At 73.9% G+C, this 20310-nt stretch carries 19 protein-coding genes and 1 pseudogene; 5 read left to right on the top strand and 15 right to left on the bottom strand.

Features of this window, described 5'->3' with window-relative positions; genetic code table 11:
• Positions 1-115: 115 nt before the first annotated feature.
• From QWJ13_RS30620 to QWJ13_RS30640, 5 genes are all read right to left on the bottom strand, one after another.
• On the bottom strand, positions 116-2176 hold the full coding sequence (locus tag QWJ13_RS30620) for a sensor histidine kinase (protein WP_316528578.1): 2061 nt from the start codon (positions 2174-2176) through the stop codon (positions 116-118).
• 125 nt (positions 2177-2301) lie between these two features.
• Complete coding sequence (locus QWJ13_RS30625; protein WP_316528579.1) at positions 2302-2979, bottom strand: response regulator; 678 nt, start codon at positions 2977-2979, stop codon at positions 2302-2304.
• The gene (locus tag QWJ13_RS30630; RefSeq protein WP_316528580.1) at positions 2976-4424 is read right to left on the bottom strand and encodes a sensor histidine kinase; all 1449 of its coding nucleotides are present in this window, start codon (positions 4422-4424) and stop codon (positions 2976-2978) included. Before QWJ13_RS30630 ends, QWJ13_RS30625 begins: the two co-directional genes overlap by 4 nt.
• Positions 4425-4518: 94 nt before the next feature.
• On the bottom strand, positions 4519-5367 hold the full coding sequence (locus QWJ13_RS30635) for an ABC transporter permease (protein ID WP_316528582.1): 849 nt from the start codon (positions 5365-5367) through the stop codon (positions 4519-4521).
• Entirely contained in the window at positions 5364-6311 is a 948-nt protein-coding gene (locus QWJ13_RS30640) for an ABC transporter ATP-binding protein (protein ID WP_316528583.1), read from the bottom strand. Before QWJ13_RS30640 ends, QWJ13_RS30635 begins: the two co-directional genes overlap by 4 nt.
• Positions 6312-6586: 275 nt before the next feature.
• Between QWJ13_RS30640 and QWJ13_RS30645 the strand changes: the two genes are divergently transcribed.
• A complete protein-coding gene (locus QWJ13_RS30645) occupies positions 6587-6979 on the top strand; it encodes a DUF302 domain-containing protein (protein ID WP_316528584.1) in 393 nt (130 codons plus the stop codon).
• Positions 6980-7014: 35 nt separating this feature from the next.
• Positions 7015-7860 (top strand): universal stress protein, encoded by an 846-nt coding sequence (locus tag QWJ13_RS30650; RefSeq protein ID WP_316528585.1) that lies wholly within the window; start codon positions 7015-7017, stop codon positions 7858-7860.
• Between the two features lie 228 nt (positions 7861-8088).
• On the opposite strand, the pseudogene QWJ13_RS34445 reads toward QWJ13_RS30650, so the two are convergent.
• Positions 8089-8247: pseudogene (locus QWJ13_RS34445) on the bottom strand (MarR family transcriptional regulator); the annotation flags it as partial.
• A 65-nt stretch (positions 8248-8312) separates the two neighbouring features.
• Here QWJ13_RS34445 and QWJ13_RS30655 point away from each other — a divergent pair.
• Entirely contained in the window at positions 8313-8768 is a 456-nt protein-coding gene (locus QWJ13_RS30655) for an alpha/beta fold hydrolase (RefSeq protein ID WP_316528586.1), read from the top strand.
• 99 nt (positions 8769-8867) lie between these two features.
• On the opposite strand, the gene QWJ13_RS30660 is transcribed toward QWJ13_RS30655, so the two are convergent.
• Complete coding sequence (locus QWJ13_RS30660) at positions 8868-9932, bottom strand: alpha/beta fold hydrolase (protein ID WP_316528587.1); 1065 nt, start codon at positions 9930-9932, stop codon at positions 8868-8870.
• A 247-nt stretch (positions 9933-10179) separates the two neighbouring features.
• On the opposite strand from QWJ13_RS30660, the gene QWJ13_RS30665 reads away from it, so the two are divergent.
• Positions 10180-10956, top strand: coding sequence for an NAD(P)-binding domain-containing protein (locus QWJ13_RS30665; protein WP_316528588.1), 777 nt, complete (start codon positions 10180-10182; stop codon positions 10954-10956).
• A gap of 150 nt (positions 10957-11106) precedes the next feature.
• Positions 11107-12195 (top strand): branched-chain amino acid aminotransferase, encoded by a 1089-nt coding sequence (locus tag QWJ13_RS30670; RefSeq protein WP_316528590.1) that lies wholly within the window; start codon positions 11107-11109, stop codon positions 12193-12195.
• Positions 12196-12248: 53 nt separating this feature from the next.
• On the opposite strand, the gene QWJ13_RS30675 is transcribed toward QWJ13_RS30670, so the two are convergent.
• From QWJ13_RS30675 to QWJ13_RS30710, 8 genes are all read right to left on the bottom strand, one after another.
• Positions 12249-13766 carry a long-chain-fatty-acid--CoA ligase gene (locus QWJ13_RS30675; protein ID WP_316528592.1) on the bottom strand — a complete coding sequence of 506 codons (1518 nt, stop codon included), beginning with the start codon at positions 13764-13766 and terminating at the stop codon, positions 12249-12251.
• Between the two features lie 36 nt (positions 13767-13802).
• Complete coding sequence (locus QWJ13_RS30680) at positions 13803-14720, bottom strand: alpha/beta hydrolase family protein (protein ID WP_316528593.1); 918 nt, start codon at positions 14718-14720, stop codon at positions 13803-13805.
• Positions 14717-15667: a beta-ketoacyl-ACP synthase 3 gene (locus QWJ13_RS30685; protein ID WP_316528594.1), complete on the bottom strand. Its 951-nt coding sequence runs from the start codon at positions 15665-15667 to the stop codon at positions 14717-14719. The genes QWJ13_RS30680 and QWJ13_RS30685 overlap by 4 nt, the downstream gene beginning before the upstream one ends.
• Complete coding sequence (fabI, locus tag QWJ13_RS30690; protein ID WP_316528596.1) at positions 15664-16476, bottom strand: enoyl-ACP reductase FabI; 813 nt, start codon at positions 16474-16476, stop codon at positions 15664-15666. The genes QWJ13_RS30685 and fabI overlap by 4 nt, the downstream gene beginning before the upstream one ends.
• Positions 16476-17762: a beta-ketoacyl-[acyl-carrier-protein] synthase family protein gene (locus QWJ13_RS30695; protein WP_316528598.1), complete on the bottom strand. Its 1287-nt coding sequence runs from the start codon at positions 17760-17762 to the stop codon at positions 16476-16478. Before QWJ13_RS30695 ends, fabI begins: the two co-directional genes overlap by 1 nt.
• Positions 17759-18013: an acyl carrier protein gene (locus QWJ13_RS30700; RefSeq protein ID WP_316528600.1), complete on the bottom strand. Its 255-nt coding sequence runs from the start codon at positions 18011-18013 to the stop codon at positions 17759-17761. Before QWJ13_RS30700 ends, QWJ13_RS30695 begins: the two co-directional genes overlap by 4 nt.
• 89 nt (positions 18014-18102) lie before the next feature.
• The gene (locus tag QWJ13_RS30705; RefSeq protein ID WP_316528602.1) at positions 18103-19209 is read right to left on the bottom strand and encodes a radical SAM protein; all 1107 of its coding nucleotides are present in this window, start codon (positions 19207-19209) and stop codon (positions 18103-18105) included.
• A gap of 48 nt (positions 19210-19257) precedes the next feature.
• Positions 19258-19977, bottom strand: coding sequence for a Phenylacetic acid catabolic protein (locus QWJ13_RS30710; protein ID WP_316528604.1), 720 nt, complete (start codon positions 19975-19977; stop codon positions 19258-19260).
• Positions 19978-20310 lie beyond the last annotated feature (333 nt).

The following is a 20310-nucleotide window of genomic DNA, read 5'->3' on the forward strand; positions in this document are numbered from 1 at the left end:
GCCGGCACCCGTCGCGCCGGGGGCCCTTTCCCTACCGGGCCCGCACCAGCGCGGACGTCTCACGGGCACGGCTCTCGCCACTCGGCGGCCCTCTCCCGTCAGCAACCCTCTCCCGTCAGCAGCTCGCGGGTCGGCGCGGGAGCACCGCGTGCACCCGGGTGCCCTGTCGCAGGGCGTCCACGGTGCAGCTGCCGCCGATCTCCGCGGCCCGCTCGGACATCGACCGCAGCCCCACCCCTTGGTGCTCCGGGAGGCCGTGCCCCGGGCCCCGCCCGTCGTCCTCGACATCGAGTTCCAGCCGCCCGGCGAATGCCCGGACGGACACCGTGGCGCTGCTCGCACGGGCGTGGCGCAGCACGTTGTTGAGCGCCTCCGCCGTGATCCGGTAGACCGCGACCTCGACGGCGGCGGGCAGCTCCGGCAGCGGGTCGGGCTCCAGCCGGGTGGTGACGGTGAGGTCCGCGCCGCTGAACGTGTCGGCGAGCCGGGCCAACGCGCAGGACAGGCCGTAGTCACCCAGGACCGTCGGTCCGAGCCGGTCGGTGATCCGCCGGACCTCCCGGACCGCCATGGCGAGGTCGTCCGCGACCCGGTCCAGCACGGCGGAGTAGAGCGTCGGGTCGTCCACCGCGGCCGCCCCCTGGAGGCGTAGCCGCAGCCCGGCCAGCATCGGGCCGAGCCCGTCATGGATGTCCCGGCGCAGCTGGCGGCGCTCCTCCTCGCGGGCCCCGACGATCCGCTCACGGCTGGCCCGCAGGTCCTCCGCCAGCTGGAGCGAGGCGACGGCGGGCGCGGCCTGGTCGGCGAGCGAGCGCAGGATGTCGCGGTCGCTCTTGTCGAGCACCCGCTGGCCCTCGCGCGGAGCGACGGTGAGCCGCCCGATCTGGTCCCCGCGGTGCACCAGGGGGAAGCCTTCGCCGCTGCCGGAGAGCTCCCCGATGGCGGCCAGAGACCGTTCGCCGCTGCGCGTGGAGACGGTCAGCTCCACACCGGGCAGCCGCAGCTCGTCGGCGACGGTGCGACACAGCACCTCCGGCACCTCCTGCGGGTCGACGGTCTGGCTGACCCGCCCGGCCAGGTTGCGCAGCACCTGGTACGGCTGCGCGCGCGAGCCGTAGTACCAGCGGTCGACGACGCCGGAGGCCCAACGCACTCCCCGGGGCAGGCCGATCGCGAGCAGGAAGACGACGGCGACCACCGCCAGCGCCCCGAGGCCGCGACCGGGTATCCACATGGTGGAGAGCACACAGGCCACCACCACGAACAGCACCGCCAGCCCGGTCGCGACCAGCAGGCCGACCAGCACCCGCCGGGCGGCGCGGTCGAGCCTCCAGGACCCGTCCCGGACCACGACGGCGGCCAGGGTGACGGTCCACAGTCCCGAGGTGATCGCGTACGCGATGTACGAGGCCGTGTTCTGCTGGTCGAAGTAGTAGCCGAATTCGGCCCCGCCCCACAGGAGGTACACGCCCAGACCGATCAGGACGTTCTGCCGGCGCTGCCGGGACACCTCGCGCATCCGGGTGAGCGGGACGAGGACCACCAGGACCGTCAGCGCGACGAACACGGCGAGCTGGGCGTCGATCATCCGGTGGTTGAAGGCCTCCAGCCAGTTCGCCAGGGCGCTGCCGGCGAACGGGTTGGGCTGGCCGAACGCGGTGCGCCCGTAGAAGGAGTAGCCGGCCGGGGGCAGCCGCCACAGGGCCACGGCGCCGATCGCGAACCACCACCGCCTGCTCGGCAGCGTCCCGTACGGCAACCACAGCGGCAGCGCGTGCCACAGCGCGCCGCTGATGGTGAAGCCCACCGACACCAGGACCACCACGGCCCCGACCGCGTGCGGGTCGCCACCCTCGACCCAGAGCGGCGTCTGGGCGGCGAGCGGGACGATCACCGCTGTCCCGTACACGAGCAACACCCAGCCGAGCTGGTTGCCGGGCCGGTGGGCGTGCAGCAGCACACCGCCGGCGACGGAGGCTAGGCCGTAGCCGAGCTTGGCGAGGTTGTGGGCGGGCATCGAGATGCCGGGCGCGCCCAGGTGGCTCAGCACGTACCCGGCCCAGAGGCCTCCGGCCACCAGGCAGAGGAGCGCGACCAGTCCGGCCGCGGCCAGTTGCCGCTCCGCCGAACCGGGCCGGGGCCGCCACCAGGCTCGTCGTGTGCTCTCCACCACCATGGTCGCCCTCTCCTCGCCGGGCCCCTCCGGATGGTTGAAGTCTGCTCCACCCGTTGTCCCGGGCGCATGAGGCAGCGGCCCCGGCGGCGGTCGGCGGCGGCCCGGCGGCGGGCGGCCCTGCGCCGTCAGACGGGCGGGTGGGGGCGGGTCAGGCCTCGGTCGTAGGCGAAGATCACCGCCTGGACGCGGTCCCGGGCGCCGATCTTGGACAGCACCCGGCTGACGTGCGTCTTGACCGTCGACTCCGCCAGCACCAGTCTCTGGGCGATCTCGCTGTTGGACCAACCGCGGGCGATGGCCATCAGGATCTCCCGCTCGCGCTCGGTCAGGGCGTCCAGCCGAGGGTCCGCGGCGGGGGCGGTGCCGGGCGGTCGGACGGGCAGGCGGTGGGCGTAGGCGTCGAGCAGCCGCCGGGTGATGGCCGGGGCGACCACGGCGTCGCCCTCGGAGACCGCGCGGATGCCGGCCAGCAGCTCCTCCGGGCGGGCGTCCTTGAGCAGGAAGCCGCTGGCTCCGGCGCGCAGCGCGGCGTGGGCGTACTCATCGAGGTCGAAGGTGGTCAGCACCAGGATGCGCGAGCGCCCGCCGGTGGCGACGATGTGGCGGGTGGCCTCGATGCCGTCCATGCCGGGCATCCGGATGTCCATCAGGACGACGTCGGGGCGCAGGTCGGCGGTCAGCCGGACGGCCTCGCCGCCGTGGGCCGCCTCGCCGACCACCTCGGTGTCGGGCTGGCTCTCCAGCAGCATCCGGAAGCCGTAGCGCTGGAGGGGCTGGTCGTCCACGATGAGGACGGTGGTCACGTCGGGCCGCCTGTCGGGTGGGGAGTGAGGGCCTGGTCGGAGGTGAAGGCCAGGTCCGGAGCCGAGGCCTGGTCGGGGGCGAGGGCCGGGCCGGCGGTGGGCGCCTGGCTCGGGGTGAGGTGCAGCACGGCCTCCACCGCCCATCCTGCACCGGGTGCCGGGCCCGCCGTGACGGTGCCCCCGTAAAGGGCCGCGCGTTCGCGCATCCCGGCCAGGCCGTGGCCGTATCCGTCCGTGCGCCCGTGCCAGCGGGAGCCGCCGGGCGGGCCGGTGTCCTGGACGCGCACCCGCAGGAGGTCTGGGCCGGCGGTGAGCGTCACCCGGGCGCGGGTCTCGGGGCCGGCGTGCTTGAGGGTGTTGGTCAGCGCCTCCTGGACGATCCGGTAGGCCATCAGCTGGACGCCCTTGTCCAGCTGGTCCAGGGCGCCTGCGGCCGTGTACACCACCTGCGGGCCGGCCGCGCGGATCCGGGCGCACAGCCCGTCGAGGTCGGCGATGCCGGGCTGCGGGGTGTACTCGGCGCCCTGGTCTCCCTGGTCGCGCAGCACACCGAGCATCCGCCGCAGTTCGCCCAGCGCCTGCCGACTGGTGTCGCCGATCAGCAGCAGGGCCTCCCGGCCGCGTTCGGGGGCGGCCTGGGCCGCGTACGCGCCGCCGTCGGCCAGGGTGACGATGACGGACAGGTTGTGGCCGACGATGTCGTGCATCTCCCGGGCCACCCGGGCCCGCTCGGTGGCCGCGGCGAGCCGGCTGCGCTGGTCGCGCTCGATCTCCAGCCGGGCGGCCCGATCCCGCAGCCCCGCGAGCTGGGCGCGTCGCACGCGCACCGCGATGCCCAGGGCCACGGCCGCCGTCGCGGCGCTGAACAGGAAGAACAGCGCGTCGCCGACCGGCAGCCCGCCGCCGGAGACGGCCACCGCGACGGGCGCGACGGCCACCGCCATGGCCGCGCAGGACCACGCGAGGTGCCGCAGCCGGCCGTGCAGCGCCAGGCTGTAGAGGGCGACCAGCAGGGCGGCGTCGGCGCGCAGCCCGATGTGCAGCGACCACTGGAGGACGAACACCGCCATGATCGCGGCGAAGGCGGCGGTGGGCCGCCGACGGCGCCACAGCAGCGGCAGCACCAGGCCGGCCTGCAGGGCCGCGATCTGCGGCAGCGGGGGCCGGACCAGCACGATCCGGTGGTCGCGCGCACCGCCCTCGAAGCGGCCGTGGAGGAGATCGGGCACGCAGAAGAGCAGGACGACGACGACCAGCAGGGCGGCGTCGAGCCCCCAGGGGTGGTCGCGGTCCGCCTGCCGCAGCCGCTGGCCGATCCGGGCCAGTCGGGCGTACAGCGGGTGGCCGGACAGGGCGTCGGCGGCCGAGGTGTCGGCCACCGAGGCGCCCGCCGGCGGTGCGCCGATGCCTGGGTACGGGCTCGCGGCGGTGACGTGCTCGCTCATCGGTGGCACCTCCCTGGTCGGTCGGGCTGTCGTCGTCGTGGGTGCGGCGCCGGTTGCCCCGGCGCCGCGGCGGATGGTCTCCGCATCGAGTCTCTCAGGCGTCGGTGCGCACCAGTCGAACGGCCGCCGCTCCGAGGGCGAGGACCGTCCAGCCGAGGAAGACTGCCAGGCCGACCGTCGGCGAGAGGGTGGTCGAGTCGTGGTTGAGGGCGAACATCGCCTCGCCCGCGTGGCTGGGCAGGTAGGGGCTGATGTGGCTCTGCCAGGAGCTGGGCAGCAGCGACGTCAGCCCGGGGACCAGCATCAGGGTGGCGACCAGCACCGCGATGCCGCCGGCCACCGAGCGCAGCAGCGCGCCCAGCGCCACGCCGATCACGCCGACCAGCGCCAGGTACAGCCCGGCGCCCAGCAGGCCCCGCACCACGCCGGCGTCGGAGAGCGTCATCGCCGCGCGGGTGCCGGAGAGGACGCCGCTGTCGGCGACGAAGACGGCGAACACCCCGGCGGTGCCGAGCACCAGCGCGATCAGCCCGTACACGGCGGCCTTGGACCAGAGCACCGGGAGCCGGCGCGGCACGGCGGCCAGGGTGGAGCGGATCATGCCCGTCGAGTACTCCCCGGCGGCGACCAGCACGCCGAGGACGCCGAGGGCCAGCTGGGCGAAATTGGTGCCGAAGAGCGACAGGCTCAGGGTGCTCGCGTTCGCGAAGTCCCGGTCCATCGGGCGGCCGGACGTCATCCGCGACTTGAACTGGTACGCGGCGATCAGGCCGAAGCCGACCAGGAAGAGCAGGGCCAGTCCGAGGGTGATCCAGGTCGAGCGCAGCGACCACAGCTTCGCCCACTCGGAGCGCACCACCCGCAGCGCCGTCACCTTGTAGGGGGGACGTGGGGGCCGCAGGTCGGCGGATGCGGACGGCTGGCTCGGTGCGATGGTGGTCATGCCGCACTCCTCGGGGTCTCCGTGGCGGTGCCGACGGTGGTGGTGCCGTGGTACTCGACGGCGTCGCGGGTCAGGTCCATGAACGCCTCCTCCAGGGAGACCGTCCGGGGGGTGAGCTCGAAGAGGGCGATGCCCTGCTCGGCGGCGGCCAGGCCGATCTCGCGGGCCGTACGGCCGGTGACCAGCAGCTCCTCCGAGCCCGCCCGGCCGGTGACCTCCACCCCGGGGCCGGCCAACACGGTGCGCAGCCGGGCCGGATCGGCGCTGACCACCTTCACGGCGTCACCGCCGGCCTGGCGGACCAGCTCCTGCACGGTGGTGTCGGCCAGCAGCCGGCCCCGCCCGACGATGATCAGGTGGTCGGCGACCAGCGCCATCTCGCTCATCAGGTGCGAGGAGACGAAGACGGTGCGGCCCTCGGCGGCGAGTGAGGTGAGCAGATTGCGGATCCACAGGACGCCCTCCGGATCGAGGCCGTTGACCGGCTCGTCCAGCATCACCGTGGCGGGATCCCCCAGCAGGGCCGAGGCGATGCCGAGCCGCTGGCCCATGCCGAGCGAGAACGCCCCGGCGCGTTTGCGGGCCACCGACGACAGCCCCGTCAGCTCGATGACCTCCTCGACCCGGCGGCGTGGGATGCCGTGGGTGTGGGCCTGGGCCATCAGGTGGTGGAAGGCCGAGCGACCGGGGTGGATCGACTTCGCCTCCAGCAGCGCGCCGACCTCCTGGAGCGGCGCCGCGTGCTCGGCGTAGCGGCGGCCGTTCACCCGCACCGATCCGCCGGTGGGCGCGTCCAGCCCGACGATCATCCGCATCGTGGTGGACTTGCCCGCGCCGTTCGGCCCCAGGAAGCCCGTCACTGTCCCCGGCCGGACCGTGAAGTCCAACCTGTCCACAGCGGTCTTCTCCCCGTACCGCTTCGTCAGCTGGTGCGCCTCGATCATCGCTCACCCCAGTGCTCCGGGGCCGGTCCGTCCGGCCGCCGTCGATCTCTACGCTAAGTGCGGAGACGGCTCCGATCCGTGGTACCGGGGGCCGATCATCCGAGCGCCCGTAGTACCGCGGTACCACCCCGGCACCCCACCCCAGCAGGGCGGCGGTGCCGACCCGCCGAGAGGCGGCGGGGCCGACGGCCGCAGATACTGGGGCCTGTCGCCGGGCCGCGGCCGGGACCGGGGCGCGACGGCGGGCCGCAGGGCCGAGATCCCCGGGAGGAAGCATGGACTACGGTCACGGCGTACGGCTCGACCGGCCGTTCGCGCAGGCGGTGGAGGCGGTCACCGCCGCGCTCAAGGAGCAGGGCTTCGGCGTCCTGAGCACCATCGACGTCCGGGCGACCCTGCACGAGAAGATCGGCGCGGAGATCGAGGACTACCTGATCCTCGGCGCCTGCAATCCCGCCCTCGCCCATCGCGCGATCCAGGCCGACCGCCGCATCGGCCTGCTGCTGCCCTGCAACGTGGTGGTCCGGGCGGACGGGAACGGCACGGTGGTGGAGGCCGTCGACCCGCAGACGATGATCGCCCTGGCCGGCCCCGGAGGCGGACTGGGCGAGGTCGCCAACGAGGCGGCGCGGCGTCTGAGAGCCGCCCTGGACGCGCTGCGTGGATGAGTGGATGACGTGGCTGAGTGGATGAGGAGTTGGCCATGACCGGACCCGTCGTCGTCGGATTCGACGGCTCACCCGAGAGCACCACCGCCACCGAGTGGGCGGCGCGGGAGGCGCAGCGCCGCGACTGCCCGCTCGACCTCCTCCAGGCCTGGCCGTGGCCGCACCGGGACGTGGTCGGCAGCGAGGAGACGTACCGGCACGCCCTGGACCAACTGGAGCTCCAGGCGGCGAAGCTGCGCGCCGCCGCCGGGGACGGCCCGGTCACCTCGGCGATCGTGCCGACCGACCCGGCCGAGGCGCTGGAGGCCGCCGGGAAGTCGGCCTCGCTGCTGGTGCTCGGCTCCCGCGGCCTGGGCCCGGTGCGCGGCTTCCTGGTCGGTTCGGTGAGCCAGGAGGTGCTGCGCCGGGCGAGCTGCCCGGTGGTGCTGGTCCGGGCGGAGCCCGCCGAGTCGGCCGGCCCGGTGCTGGTGGGCCTCGACCTGAAGCACTCCACGGACGACGTGCTGGCCTTCGCCTTCGACGCGGCCCGGCGGCGCCGGGCGCCGCTGCGGGTGGTGCACGTCTGGTCGCCGCCGGTCGGCAGCCAGTACATGGCGCTGGAGGCCATGGGCGGGGTGGCCGGCGCGCTCTCCTCCGTGGAGCGGGCCCGCTTCGCCGAGCTGGTGGACCCCTGGCGGGAACGGCACCCGGAGGTCACGGTGACCAGTGACCTGGTCCGGGGCAGCGCCTCCGTCGCCCTGGTGGACGCGGCGGAGGGCGCCCGGCTGCTCGTGGTCGGCCGCCGCATCCGGCGCACCCTGGTCGGCGCTCACCTCGGCCCGGTCGCGCACGCCGCGGTCCACCACGTCCGCTGCCCGGTCGCCCTGGTCCCGCACGTCTGAGCCGGTCCGGGCGGTAGCCGCAGGGGTGGTCGAGACCTCGGACGGCGGTGGCCAGTTCGGCACGTGCGCGTCGTAGGGCCGCCGCAGCAGGCCGTTGAGGTGCTCGCGCTCGGCGGCGGTCAGGGCGTCGAGGAAACGGCCCTGCTCGGCGGCGGCCGCGGCGGCGAGCGCCCCGACCGGCGCGCGCCCCTCGTCCGTCAGGGTGACGACGCGCCGGCGCCGGTCGGTGTCGTGCGGCCGCCGTTCGACCAGCCGCCGGTCCGCCAGCCGGTCGAGGACGGGGACGAGGTTGCGGGCGTCCACGGCGACGAGTTCGGCCGGCCGCCGCTGGACCGCCGGGCCGTGCTGATCGAGGGCGACCAGCACCGCGTACTGGCTCTGGGCCAGCCGGTGCTCGCCGAGGAAGGTCGTCCAGGAGCGGGCCGTGCGGCGCCCAGCAGCGCCACTCGACCGTGCCCATCGGCGACCTCGCGCTCCACGTGGTGGAGTCCGGCCCCGCCGAGGGCCGACCCTTCCTGTTCCCGCACGGCCGGCCGGAGTCCTGGCGGACCTGGCTGGGCGTGATGACGGCGGCCGGCGGCGAGGCCCGGACCATCGCCGTCGACCTGCCCGGGATCGGCGGCTCCAGCGGCGCCGTCGAGGGCGGGTCGAAGCGCCGACCGGCCGAGGTGGTCCAGGCGCTGGTCCGGCGGCTCGGCCTGACCGGCACCACCCTGGTGGGCCACGACGCCGGCGGGATGGCGGCCTACGCCTACCTGCGGCGGTTCGCCGCCGAGGGCTTCCGCGCCACGGGCGTCCGCGACCTCACCACCGCGGTGGTCGCCGACGCCGGGCACTTCGCCCAGGAGGAGCAGCCCGCGGCGGTCTGGGCCCTGCTGCGCGACTTCGCCGCCGCACCGGCCGCCTGAACAGCCGAAGAACCGGAACGGCCGGGCGCGGGCGGCCTCGGGAATTCCTCCCTCGGTCGCCCGCGCCCGGCCGGGCCGATCGCTCAGCGGGCCGACTGCTCAGCGGGCGTCGCGACGGCGGGCGAAGCGGGTGAGCACCGAGCCGGACAGCAGCGCGGCGGCACCGACGGCGCCGACCGCGGCGACGGCCTGACCGTGCGAGCCGGTCGCCGCGAGCTCGGCCGGGGCCCCGCCCCCACGGCCGCTGCTGCCACCACCGCGGCCATCGCTGCCGCTGCCACTGCCACCACGGCCGCTGCCGCTGCCGCGCCCGTCATCGGTGGCGCCCGCCGCCTCGCGGATCTGGCGGGCGACGACATCGGGGTGGGACATCATCGACACGTGCGAGGAGTCGATCTCGACGGTGCGCGACTTGGCCCGCTTGGCCTCGAAGCGCTCCAGGTCGGGGGCGATGGCCCGGTCCTGCCGGGAGACGACGAACCAGGACGGGATGTCCCGCCAGGCGGCGGCGGTGGCCTTCTCCGCGAACCCGTCGTCGGAGACCGGGCGCTGCTCGGCGGCCATCAGCCGGGTCCGGGACTCGGGCAGGTCGCCGGCGAAGACGGAGCGGAACCGGTCGCCCTTGATGTAGAGGTCGGTCCCGCTGGTGTCCCGGCCCGTGAACGGGACGCGGTTGATCGCGGCGGGCAGGTCGCTGCCGGCGAACCTCGTCGACAGTTCGGCCGCGGACTCGCCCACGTCCGGCGCGAACGCCGACACGAAGACCAGGGCCCGCACGTTCGGGTTCCCGGCGGCGGCCTGGGAGATGACGGCGCCGCCGTAGGAGTGGCCGGCCAGCACGATCGGGCCCTTGATGTTCTTCAGCACACTGGCCACGTTGGCGGCGTCGTTGCGCAGACCGCGCAGTTCGTTGGGCGGGGCGACGACCGGGTACCCGTCGTCCATGAGGCTCGCGGCGACGTCGTTCCAACCCGACGCGTCGGCGAACGCTCCGTGGACCAGGACCACCGTCGGTCTCCCCCCGCCGCCCGACCTGCCGGCGGTGCCGCCGTCAGAGGCGGCGCCGGCGGCCAGGGCGGGTGACGCCATGGCGGCGACCGCGCAGGTCGCGAGCGCCACCGTGACGGCGGAGGAGATCGAGCGGCGGGACAGCGATATGCCCATGGTTCCTACCCTTTCGAAGGAGGTGGGGGGCTGGGACCAGCCTGCTCACACCCCCGCCCGGGCGGCACATCACGCTGCGCACGCGAGTGAATCCGCACCGCTGTTCGAGTTCCGGCGCGGCGGCCGCGGGTTTACCGGCGACGGTCCCATGTCACGAAGCACCCGGCGGTCGCACTACTGTGGGGAGGATTGCGACGGATATGACTCCCATATCGGCCTAAGAACGAAACGCCAGGAGGCAGGCACCATGAAGCGCATCGGCATCATCGGAGTGGGAGAGATCGGCCGGGCCATCGTGATGGGCGTGCGCCACGACGGCGACACCGTGCCCGAGATCCACCTCTCCCCGCGGGGCGCGCGCACCGCCGCCGAGCTGGCCGAGCGCTACGAGGACGTGTGGGTGTGCGCCGACAACCAGGAGGTGGTGGACCGCTCCGACCTGGTGATCCTCGCCCTGCGCCGCCAGGACTGGCGCGCCGCCCTGGCCGGGCTGAAGGTGCCCGAGGACCGGATCGTGGTCAACGTGATTCCCGGCGTCGGCACCGACGAGCTGCGCGCGGTGCTCGCCACCGACGCGACGGTGATCCACGCCGTCCCGCTGCCCACCATCCGCGAACGCCAGTCGATCACCGTGGTGTTCCCCTCACACCCGGACACCGACGCCTTCTTCGAGCGGCTGGGCGGGGCGCTCCCGGTCGCGGACGAGGCCGCCCTCAACGTGCTGTCCGCGGTGACGTCCACCCAGTCCGCCACCTACGCGTTCCTCGCCACGCTCGTCTCCTGGGCCGCCGACCAGGGCATCCCCGCCGAGGACGCCGACCGCTACGTCCGCGGCGTCTACCAGGACTTCGGCCGTTCGCTGGCCGACACCACCCGCTCCCTGCCCACCCTCGGGGCCGAGCACGAGACCCCGGGCGGGAGCAACGAGCTCATCCGCACCACCTGGTTCGGCCAGGGCAACTCCGACGCCCTGCGCGGCGCCCTGGACGGCCTGCTCACCCACCTCCAGGGCGGCCCGAAGTAGCGTCCCGCCGCCGGGCCGTCGGCTGACGGCCCGGAGGTCGGCCGGGCCGAGCCGTATCACGTCCGGCTGACGACCGTTAGCATGACGGGTATGGCGCCGATGATCGGTGTCGGTTCGTACAGATTTCGCAGCGGTTTCGAGGAGTTGACGATGAGTCGCGCTTTCCCTCTGTTCCGGACGACCGATCCCGTCCCCGAGGAGGAGCGACGCACGATCCTCGCCGCACCGGGCTTCGGCAAGTTCTTCACCGACCACATGGCCTCGGCGGCCTGGACGCCCGCCGAGGGCTGGCACGACCGCAAGGTCGGCGCGCTGGTGCCGTACTCGATGCACCCGAGCGCGGCCGTGCTGCACTACGCCCAGGAGATCTTCGAGGGGCTGAAGGCGTACCGCCACGCCGACGGCAGCGTCTGGCTGTTCCGTCCGGAGTTCAACGCCCGCCGTTTCGCCCGCTCCGCCGAGCGGCTCGCCCTTCCGGTGCTGTCGGAGGAGGACTTCCTCACCAGTGTCGAGGAGCTGGTCCGCGCGGACGAGGCGTGGGTGCCGGACTCCGCCGATGAGAAGAGCCTCTACCTGCGGCCGTTCATGTTCGCCACGGAGGCCTTCCTCGGCGTGCGGCCCGCCGAGGAGATCGCCTACTCGGTGATCGCCAGCCCGGCCGGCCCGTACTTCCCCGGCGGCGTCACCGGCATCACCCTCTGGGTCAGCAGCAACTACACCCGGGCCGGGCGGGGCGGCACCGGCGCCGCCAAGTGCGGCGGCAACTACGCCTCCAGCCTGGCCGCCCAGCTCGAATCCCGGAAGCACGGCTGCGACCAGGTGCTGTTCCTGGACGACACCGGCGGCGAGGGCGACCTGGAGGAGTCCGGCACGATGAACCTGTGCCTGGTCACCGCGGACGGCGAGCTGGTCACCCCCGCCCTGGGCAACATCCTCGACGGGGTGACCAGGGACTCGATCCTGGCCCTGGCCGGCGAGTTCGGGCTGACCCCGGTGGAGCGCACGGTCACCCTCTCCGAGCTGCGCTCGGGCGCCACCGACGGCACCTTCACCGAGGTGTTCGCCGCCGGCACCGCCGCGGTGATCACCCCGATCGTCGGGTTCAAGGGCGAGGGCTACGAGTTCACCATCGGCAACGGCACGCCCGGCAAGCAGACCATCGCGATCCGCGAGCACATGCTGGACATCCAGTACGGGCGGGCCGAGGACGTCCACGGCTGGATGCGCCGGGTCGTCTGACCACCGGCAGGTCCTCCGAAGGGGGCGGCTCACCTCGGGCCGCCCCCTTCGGCTCAGATCCCCTCGGGGACCACGACCTCGCGCTTGAGGATCTTCCCGGTCGGCCCCTTGGGCAGCGCGTCGACGGTCCAGACCAGCCTCGGGTACTTGTACGGGGCGACCCGCTCCTTGACGAAGCCGCGGATCTCCTCCGGGGTGGCCGGCACTCCGTCGCGCAGCACCACGGCGGCGGCCACCTCCTGGCCGTAGACAGTGTCGGGGACGCCGATCACCGTGGCCTCGGCCACCGCCGGGTGCTCGTACAGCACGTCCTCCACCTCCCTCGGGTAGACGTTGAAGCCACCGCGGATGATCAGGTCCTTGCGGCGGTCGACGATCCGGAAGTCGCCCCGCTCGTCGCGGGTGCCGAGGTCCCCGGTGTGCAGCCAGCCGTCCCGGACGGTCTGCGCGGTGGTGTCCGGCCGGCGCCAGTAGCCCTTCATCACGTTGTGGCCCCGGATCACCACCTCGCCGACCGTGCCGTCCGGCACCTCCTGGTCGGACTCGTCGACGATCCGCATCGCCACCCCCTCGATCGGGATGCCGACGGTGCCCGCGATCCGCTCCCGGTCGCCGCGGTTGACGCAGGCCAGCGGCGAGGACTCGGACATCCCGTAGCCCTCCAGCACGACGCAGCCGAATTCCGCCTCGAAGCCGCGCAGCACCTCCGGCGGCGTCGGAGCGCCGCCGCACAGGCACACCCGCAGCGAGGAGACGTCGAACTCGGTGCGCCGCGGATGGTTCAGCATCAGGGCGTACATGGTCGGGACGCCGAGGAAGACGCTGACCCGGTCGCGCTGGATCATCGCGAGCGCGGCCAGCGGGTCGAAGCGCGGCACCAGGGTCAGGCAGGCCCCGACGGCCACCGCGCTGTTCAGGCCGATCACCTGGCCGAAGGAGTGGAACAGCGGCAGCCCCCCGAAGATCACGTCCCGCTCGGCCGTCTCCAGCACCTGCACGCCGGCCCGCACGTTGCACACGACGTTGCGGTGGGTCAGCTCGGCCCCCTTGGGCGCTCCGGTGGTGCCGGAGGTGTAGAGGATGACGGCGGTGTCCGCTCCCCCGCGCCCGGTGGTCTCCGGCGGGCCGGCCGGCTGCTCGGCGAGCGCGGCGGCGAGGGCGACCGGCTCGACGGGCACCAGCTTGGTCCCGGTGCGCCGGGCGCCCTCGGCCGCCTCCTCGACGCCCGCCTGCCAGGCGAGCAGCACGGCGGGCTCGGCGTCGGCCAGGCAGTGTTCGATCTCCCGGGCCTTCAGCAGCGGGTTCATCGGGACGACCACCGCCCCGGCGCGCAGGATGCCGTAGTACAGCACCGCGAAGTCCGGCACGTTGGGCAGCAGCACGGCCACCCGGTCGCCGGGCGCGACGCCGAGCGCGGCCAGCCAGTGCGCGGCCCGGGCGCTGAGCGCGTCCAGCTCGGCGAAGGTCAGCACCTCCTCGTCGAGCCGGACGGCGGGGCGCTGCGGGCAGCGCGCGGCCGTCGCGGTCAGCAGGTCGGGGACGCTGTGCGGCAGGTCGGGAAGGGGTGACATGCGGGCGCTCCTCGGGATGGCGGGTCGTTCATATCGTCATACGGTCGGACGGACGCCGCCGTGTGGAGCGTCCCTCTCCCCGGCGCTCGCGGCGGCGGCCAGCATCCACGGGGCGATCCGCTCCACCAGCCCCCGGTTGTGCCGGATCCAGCGGAAGTGGTCCAGCGGGCGGCCGTCCGCCTGCTCGGCGGTGTAGCTCCAACGCTCCACCCGGGCCGCGGGCAGCTTGGCGCACAGGTGGTCGACGGCGCGCGGCGGCGCGAGTTCGTCGCCCTGGACGTCCACCGCCAGCACCGGCAACTCCACCCGTGCCAGCGCCCGCTCGTAGTCGGCGACCGCGCCGCGCACCCGGTAGCGGCCGGTGCGCATCTGCCGCGCCCAGTCCCGCATCAGCCGGGCCGACTCGCGGCCGCCGAAGCCGAACCGCTCGCCCGGCCAGTGGCCGACCGCCGCCGAGGCGACGATCGAGAACTGGCTCAGTGCCAGCCGTCGCAGGCCCGCCCGAACGCCGAAGGTCCGGTACCAGGCCGATCCGCTGGCCACCAGGACCACCCCGGCGAGCCGGGGCCGGTACACCCCGCAGTGCACCAGGCCGAGCTGGCCGCCCAGACTGTGCCCGAGCAGCAGGCGCGGCGCGTCCGGGAACGCCCCGGCCACCGCGTCGAGCACCGCCCCGAAGTCCTGCTCCACCAGCTCGCGGAAGCCGAAGGCGACGCCGCGCCGCGGCACCGGCCGGCTCTCGCCGTGGCCGCGCAGGTCGCAGGTGGCCACACTGAGGCCCGCCGCGTGCAGCGCGCGGACCAGCGGGGTGTAGTGCCGGGCGGCCGTCCCCATCGCCGGGAGGACGATCACCACCGGGGCGGCCGGCTCCGGCCGGGCCAGGGCCCGGACGGTGAGCCGGGCCCCGTCCGGTGCGGCCGGCTCGGCGATCACCGGGAACCGGGAGGTCTTCACGCCCGCACCTCCGTGGGCCGCCAGCCGATCACCCCGGCGCCCCAGGTGATGCCCGCGCCGAACGCGGCGAGGCCGAGCAGCTTCGGCCCGTCCAGCAGCCCCTCCTCGCGGGCGTGGGTCAGGCCCAGCGGGATCGAGGCCGCCGAGGTGTTGGCGACCCGGTGGACGTTCAGGTAGAGCCGCTCCGGGGGCAGCCCCACCTCCTTGCCGACCGCCCGTACGATCCGGGCGTTGGCCTGGTGGGCGACGAACAGGTCGAGGTCCTCGCAGGTCAGGCCGCGGCGGGCGAGCACCTCGCGGGTGGCGGCGGACATCTTCTCCACCGCGTGGTCGAAGACCTCCCGCCCGTCCATCCGCAGCTTGCGCTCCTCCCGCTCGGCGTAGAGCAGCGGGATCTGCTCGCCGTCGCTGCCGAGCGAGAAGCAGGGCTCGGGCGCGCCGGGCACGTCGGCCACCACCGCGGCGCCGGCGCCGTCGGCGAGCAGCACCGCGGTGCCCCGGTCCTCGTGGTCGGTGATCCGGGTCAGCGCGTCGGCGCCGCAGACCAGCACGGCCTCGGCCCGGCCGGTCTCGATCAGCGCGGCGGCGTGGTCCAGGCCGTAGACGAACCCGGCGCAGGCCGCGTGCAGGTCGAAGGCGGTGGCCTGCGGCATGCCGAGCCTGGCGGCGACCTCCACCGACACCCCCGGGGTGACCCGGTCGGGGGTGATGGTGGCGACCACCACGTGCCGGATGTCGGCGGCGGCCAGCCCGGAGCCGCGCAGTGCCTGCTCGGCGGCGGTCACCACGAGGTCGGCGAGCCGGCCGTCCGGCGCGAGGAAGCGGCGCTCCCGGATGCCGGTCCGCTTGACGATCCACTCCGGGGAGGCGCCGATCCGTTCGAAGTGCTCGTTGGGGACGACGCGTTCGGGCAGTGCGGCGCCCACGCCCACGATGGCGGCCGTCATGCCGTGCCTCCTTCGGCGAAGGCCGGCCCGGTGCCCATCCGGACGGCGTGCATCCCGCCGTCGGCGTGCAGGATCTCCCCGCTGACGGTCGCGGCGAGGTCGGAGAGCAGGAACAGCACCGGTCCGACGACCGTGGCGGGGTCGGTGCGGTCCCAGCCGAGCGGGGCCTCGGCCTGCCAGCGGTCGGCGATCCGGTCGAAGGTGCTGATCGCCTGCCCGGCGACGGTCTCCACCGGGCCCGCCGCCACCAGGTTGACCCGGATGCCGGACGGGCCGAGGTACATCGCCAGGTAGCGGCAGACCGCGCCGAGGGCCGCCTTGCTCACGCCCATCCAGTCGTAGCCGGCCCAGGCACCGCTGGCGTCGAAGTCCAGTCCGACGACGCTGCCGCGCCGCCCGTCCGCGCTGAGCAGCGGGGCCAGGGCGGTGGCCAGCGAGTGCAGCGAGACGGCGGCGGTGCGCAGGGCGAGCCCGGCGGCGTCCGGTGGGGTGGTGAGGAAGTTGCCGCTCAGCGCCGTCTGTTGGGCGGCTGCGACGGCGTGCAGTACGCCGTCGACCGCGCCCCAGCGCTGTTCCAGCTCCTTGACCAGCCGGGTGAAGTCTTCGGGCCGGGTGACGTCCAGCTCCAGCACCTCGGTCGGGCGGGGCAGGACGGAGGCCGCCTTCTCGGTGATCCGCCGGGCCCGGCCGAAGCCGGTGAGCAGCACCTCCGCGCCCGCTTCCTGGAGCGCCCTGGCGGTGTGCCAGGCGATGGAGTCCTGGTTGAGCACCCCGGTGATCAGATAGCGGCGTCCGTGGAAGCCGAGCATCACTCCTGGCCTTTCGTCGTACCAGTCATACCGGTCGAACCCGTCGTACCTGTCGCACCGGTGGCACTCGGGGCGCCGGCCGCCGCCAGCACCAGGGCCGCGTTGTGCCCGCCGAAGCCGAAGGAGGTGGAGAGCCCGACCCGGCGGCCGCCGGGCAGGGCGGGGGCGGCCAGCGGGGTGGCACGGCGGATCAGGTTGAGCGGGCCGAGCTTCTCGTCCGGCTCGCGCAGCCCGACCGTGGGCGGGGCGGTGGCGTGGCGCAGCGCCTGGAGGGTGGCGATGGCCTCCACGGCGCCGGCCGCGCCGAACAGGTGGCCGGTGCAGGACTTGGTGGAGGACAGCGGGATGCCCGCCACGGCCGGTCCGAGGGCCAGGCGCAGCGCCTCGCACTCCGACCGGTCGTTGAGGACGGTGCCGGTGCCGTGCGCGTTGAGGTAGCCGAGGTCCTCGGGGGTGACGCCGGCGGCTTCGAGGGCCAGGGTGACGGCCCGGGCGGCGGGCTCGCCGGTCGGGTCGGGGGCGGTGAGGTGATGGGCGTCGCAGGTGGCGCCGTAGCCGAGCACCTCGCCGAGCACGGTGGCGCCCCGGGCGGCGGCGCCGGCTTCCGTCTCCAGGACCAGGATTCCGGCGCCCTCGCCGATCAGCAGGCCGTCCCGGTCGCGGTCGAAGGGCACCGAGCGGCCGCTCTCGGAGAGGGCGCCGGCGGTGCGGAAGGCGGCCTGCACCAGGTGGGAGGTGGAGGCCTCGGCGCCGCCGACCACCACCGCGTCGGCGGCGCCGGCCGCGAGCAGCAGCAGGGCGGTGCCGATCGCCTGGGTGGCGCTGCTGCACGCGGAGGCGACGCAGATCGCCTCGCCGCGCAGGCCGTGGCGCTGGGCGATCTGCGAGGCCGCGGCGTTGGCCATCATGGCGGGCACCATGAGCGGGGAGACGAACTCCCCGCCCTGTCGGCGCAGCACCTCGCCCTGGTTCTCGAAGCTGGCCGTCCCGCCGAGCGCGCAGCCGACCACGCAGGCGACCCGCTCGGCGGGGTGGGGTGGCGGACCGTCCGTCCATCCCGCCTGGGCCAGGGCCTCGGCGGCGGCCACCAGCGCGAGCTGGGTGAAGCGGTCGGTGCGGCGGATCTGCTGGCGCGACAGGTGCTCGGCGGGCCGGAAGTCCCGGCACAGCCCGAGCCCGTCGGCGAGGCCGCTCTCGCCCGCCACCGCGCGCCGGTGCAGCGCGTCGGCGCCCACGCCCAGCGGGGTCACCGCGCCGATGCCCGTGACGACGGCCCGGGGCCTCACTCCAGCCCGGCCTTGCGGCGGCACAGGTCGAGCACCTCGCCGACGGTGTACAGCCGGTCGAAGTCCTTCGGCTTCACCGGGATGCCGAGCTGCTTGCGGATGGACTGGCTGAGCTCGACCAGGTCGAGCGAGTCGATCTCCAGCTCGTCCAGGGCGGCGTCGTCGACGATGGCCTCGCGTTCGACGCCGAGGTCGACCAGGGCGTCGATGACGAAGGTGTCGATGGCGGTGCGGTCCAGTGTCTCGGGCATGGCTCTCCTCGTCCGCGCGGGGCGCGGTGGCGGTGCGGTGGCGGTGCGGTGGCGGTGCGGTGGGGTCGGAGCGTGTGGGTGGGGCGGGTTCAGACCTTGGTGGCGTGGTAGGGCGCCCAGTGCCACTGCCGCCAGTAGCTCTCGGCGATGTCCAGCCACTGCTCCAGCCGGGCGGCGTCGTCCAGGAAGCGGTTCGCGCTGACCACCAGCCAGCTGTAGACGGCCTGGCTGTCCCGGCAGCCGCCGCAGTCGCCGGAGGTGCAGCAGAACTGGAGTGACTCGTAGTCGGCGCCCCAGACGTTGAAGCCGGGGATCACCGGGTTGCCGTTGGCGACGCGCTCCTCGTGCTCGGGGGCGTCGACGCTGAGGCTGGGGCAGACGTCGTAGCCGAACCGGCCGCCCCAGTGCGTCCGGCCGGTCACCAGGGTCCGGATGAAGTACGGGTGGCTCACCACGGCGTGCGGGTACAGGTCCTTGACCCGCTGGGCCTCGTCCAGGACCCGCTGCTCGTTGGCGATCTTCAGCGGGGTCTCGGTGCCGTGCTCGCTGTAGAAGTTGAAGGTGACGATGTTCCCGTTGTCGGCGATCTTCCGCACGGTGGGCTCGATGTGCTCGACCCCGGCCTCGGAGAGCGCGTAGATGAACAGCACCCGCGGGTCGTCGCGGTAGTGCGAGAGCGCGGTGTCGAACAGCCCGGTGAACGTCGAGCCGTTGACCCGGATCGCCCGCAGGTCGTCGTCGAGCGGGCCGCCGCCGAAGATGCTGACCGCGATGGCGATGTGCTCGAAGCCCTGCTTGGGCATCGGGCGAAGGCCGTTGGTGGAGATGGTGATGTACGGCAGCTGCTCGACGAAGGCCTCGACCCGGCGCGGGACGAGGGTGGGCTCGCCGCCGATCAGGGTGGCCTGGTTGACGCCGTCGTCGGCCAACTTGCGGGCGAAGGAACGGATTTGCTCCAGGTCCGACAGCTCCTTGACGGCCGTGTCGAAGCCGCCCTCGAAGTACCAGCACCCCTTGCATCGGATGTTGCAGGTGTTGGTGAGGTGGACCTCGCAGGAGCGGACCTCGCGCCCCAGCCGGCGCAGCCGGTGCAGGCGTTCGGCCAAGTCGGGGCGGTGGGCGATGAGTTCGGCGGTGCGAGCCTTGGCCTCGCGGCGGCTCAGCGGGCGCTGTTGGATGGTGACGGGGGTTGCCATGGCGATGGGCTCCTCGGGAGTCGCGGGATCGGCGTGCTGCTGCTCCGGCTACTCCGGCAGGCGCAGGCCCAGGTTGTGGATGCGCGGGGTGACCTTCTCCCGCCACAGGTCGCAGGCCTGGCCGTTGGTGGTCTGCCGCAGCCCGAACCGGACGGCCAGCTTGGCGCGTTCGGAGCGCGGGCTGCCGAAGATCCGGATGAAGGTCGGCCACAGCCGGTCCAGGGCCTGCTGGAGCTGCTCGCGACCGTCGTCGGTGGCGGCGAGGTTGCGGCACACCCGGGCGCCGTGGGCGATGTGCACCTTCTCGTCGAGGATGATCGTGCGGACCGCGTCGGCCCAGGGGCGGTAACTGCTCTGCGCGAACTCGGAGATCATCACCATGGCCGTCTCCTCCCCCACGTAGGAGAAGATCCCGCGCTCGGCCCAGGTGGTGCAGTTGTGGAACTCCTGGGCGCGGAACAGGTTCCGCTCGGCCAGGGTCTGCGCCTCCATGTAGGTGGTGTCCACGCCGACCTCGGCGAGGACCCGCTTGCCGATCTTGTAGTGGTCGTACTCCTCGGCGGCGCGCTCGGCGCAGACCTGCCGCTCCTCCGCGTCGGGGGCCAGCGGCAGGAACACCTGCACGTAGTCGTCGCCGCCGGACAGCTCCCCTTCGGTGTTGACCACCATGCCGCGGATCGCGATCTCCCGGTACTCCTCCGGCATCGCGAGGAACTCGTCGGGAGTGCGGACCACCACCGCCTCGCCGTCCGGAATGGAAATTCCCATGGCACAACACCCCGTTTTCTCAAGGAGGAGGCTGAAGCAGGACAGGGGAAGGGTGAATGACCGGGGGCCGCTCTTCGTCTGAGGCCCTCGGTGACGACCGCAAGGAAATGGGGCCGCCCCCCAGCGACCGGCGGAGACCCGCACCGGCTCCGCTGAACTTCCTCGGAGCGTAGGGATGCACATTGGGCCGAACAAGGTCCCTTACGGACCGTGCCGCGCGGATTCGGCCACCAAATGCCGCCGGAGGGCATGATTCCGGTTGCGTCGACACCTTCACGACATGCGCGATTCCCCCGCGCCTAAGGGATCTTGACGGATGACCACGGCGAATGA

The sequence above is a fragment of the Kitasatospora brasiliensis genome (genome assembly GCF_032654805.1).
Classification (GTDB): Bacteria; Actinomycetota; Actinomycetes; order Streptomycetales; family Streptomycetaceae; genus Kitasatospora; species Kitasatospora brasiliensis.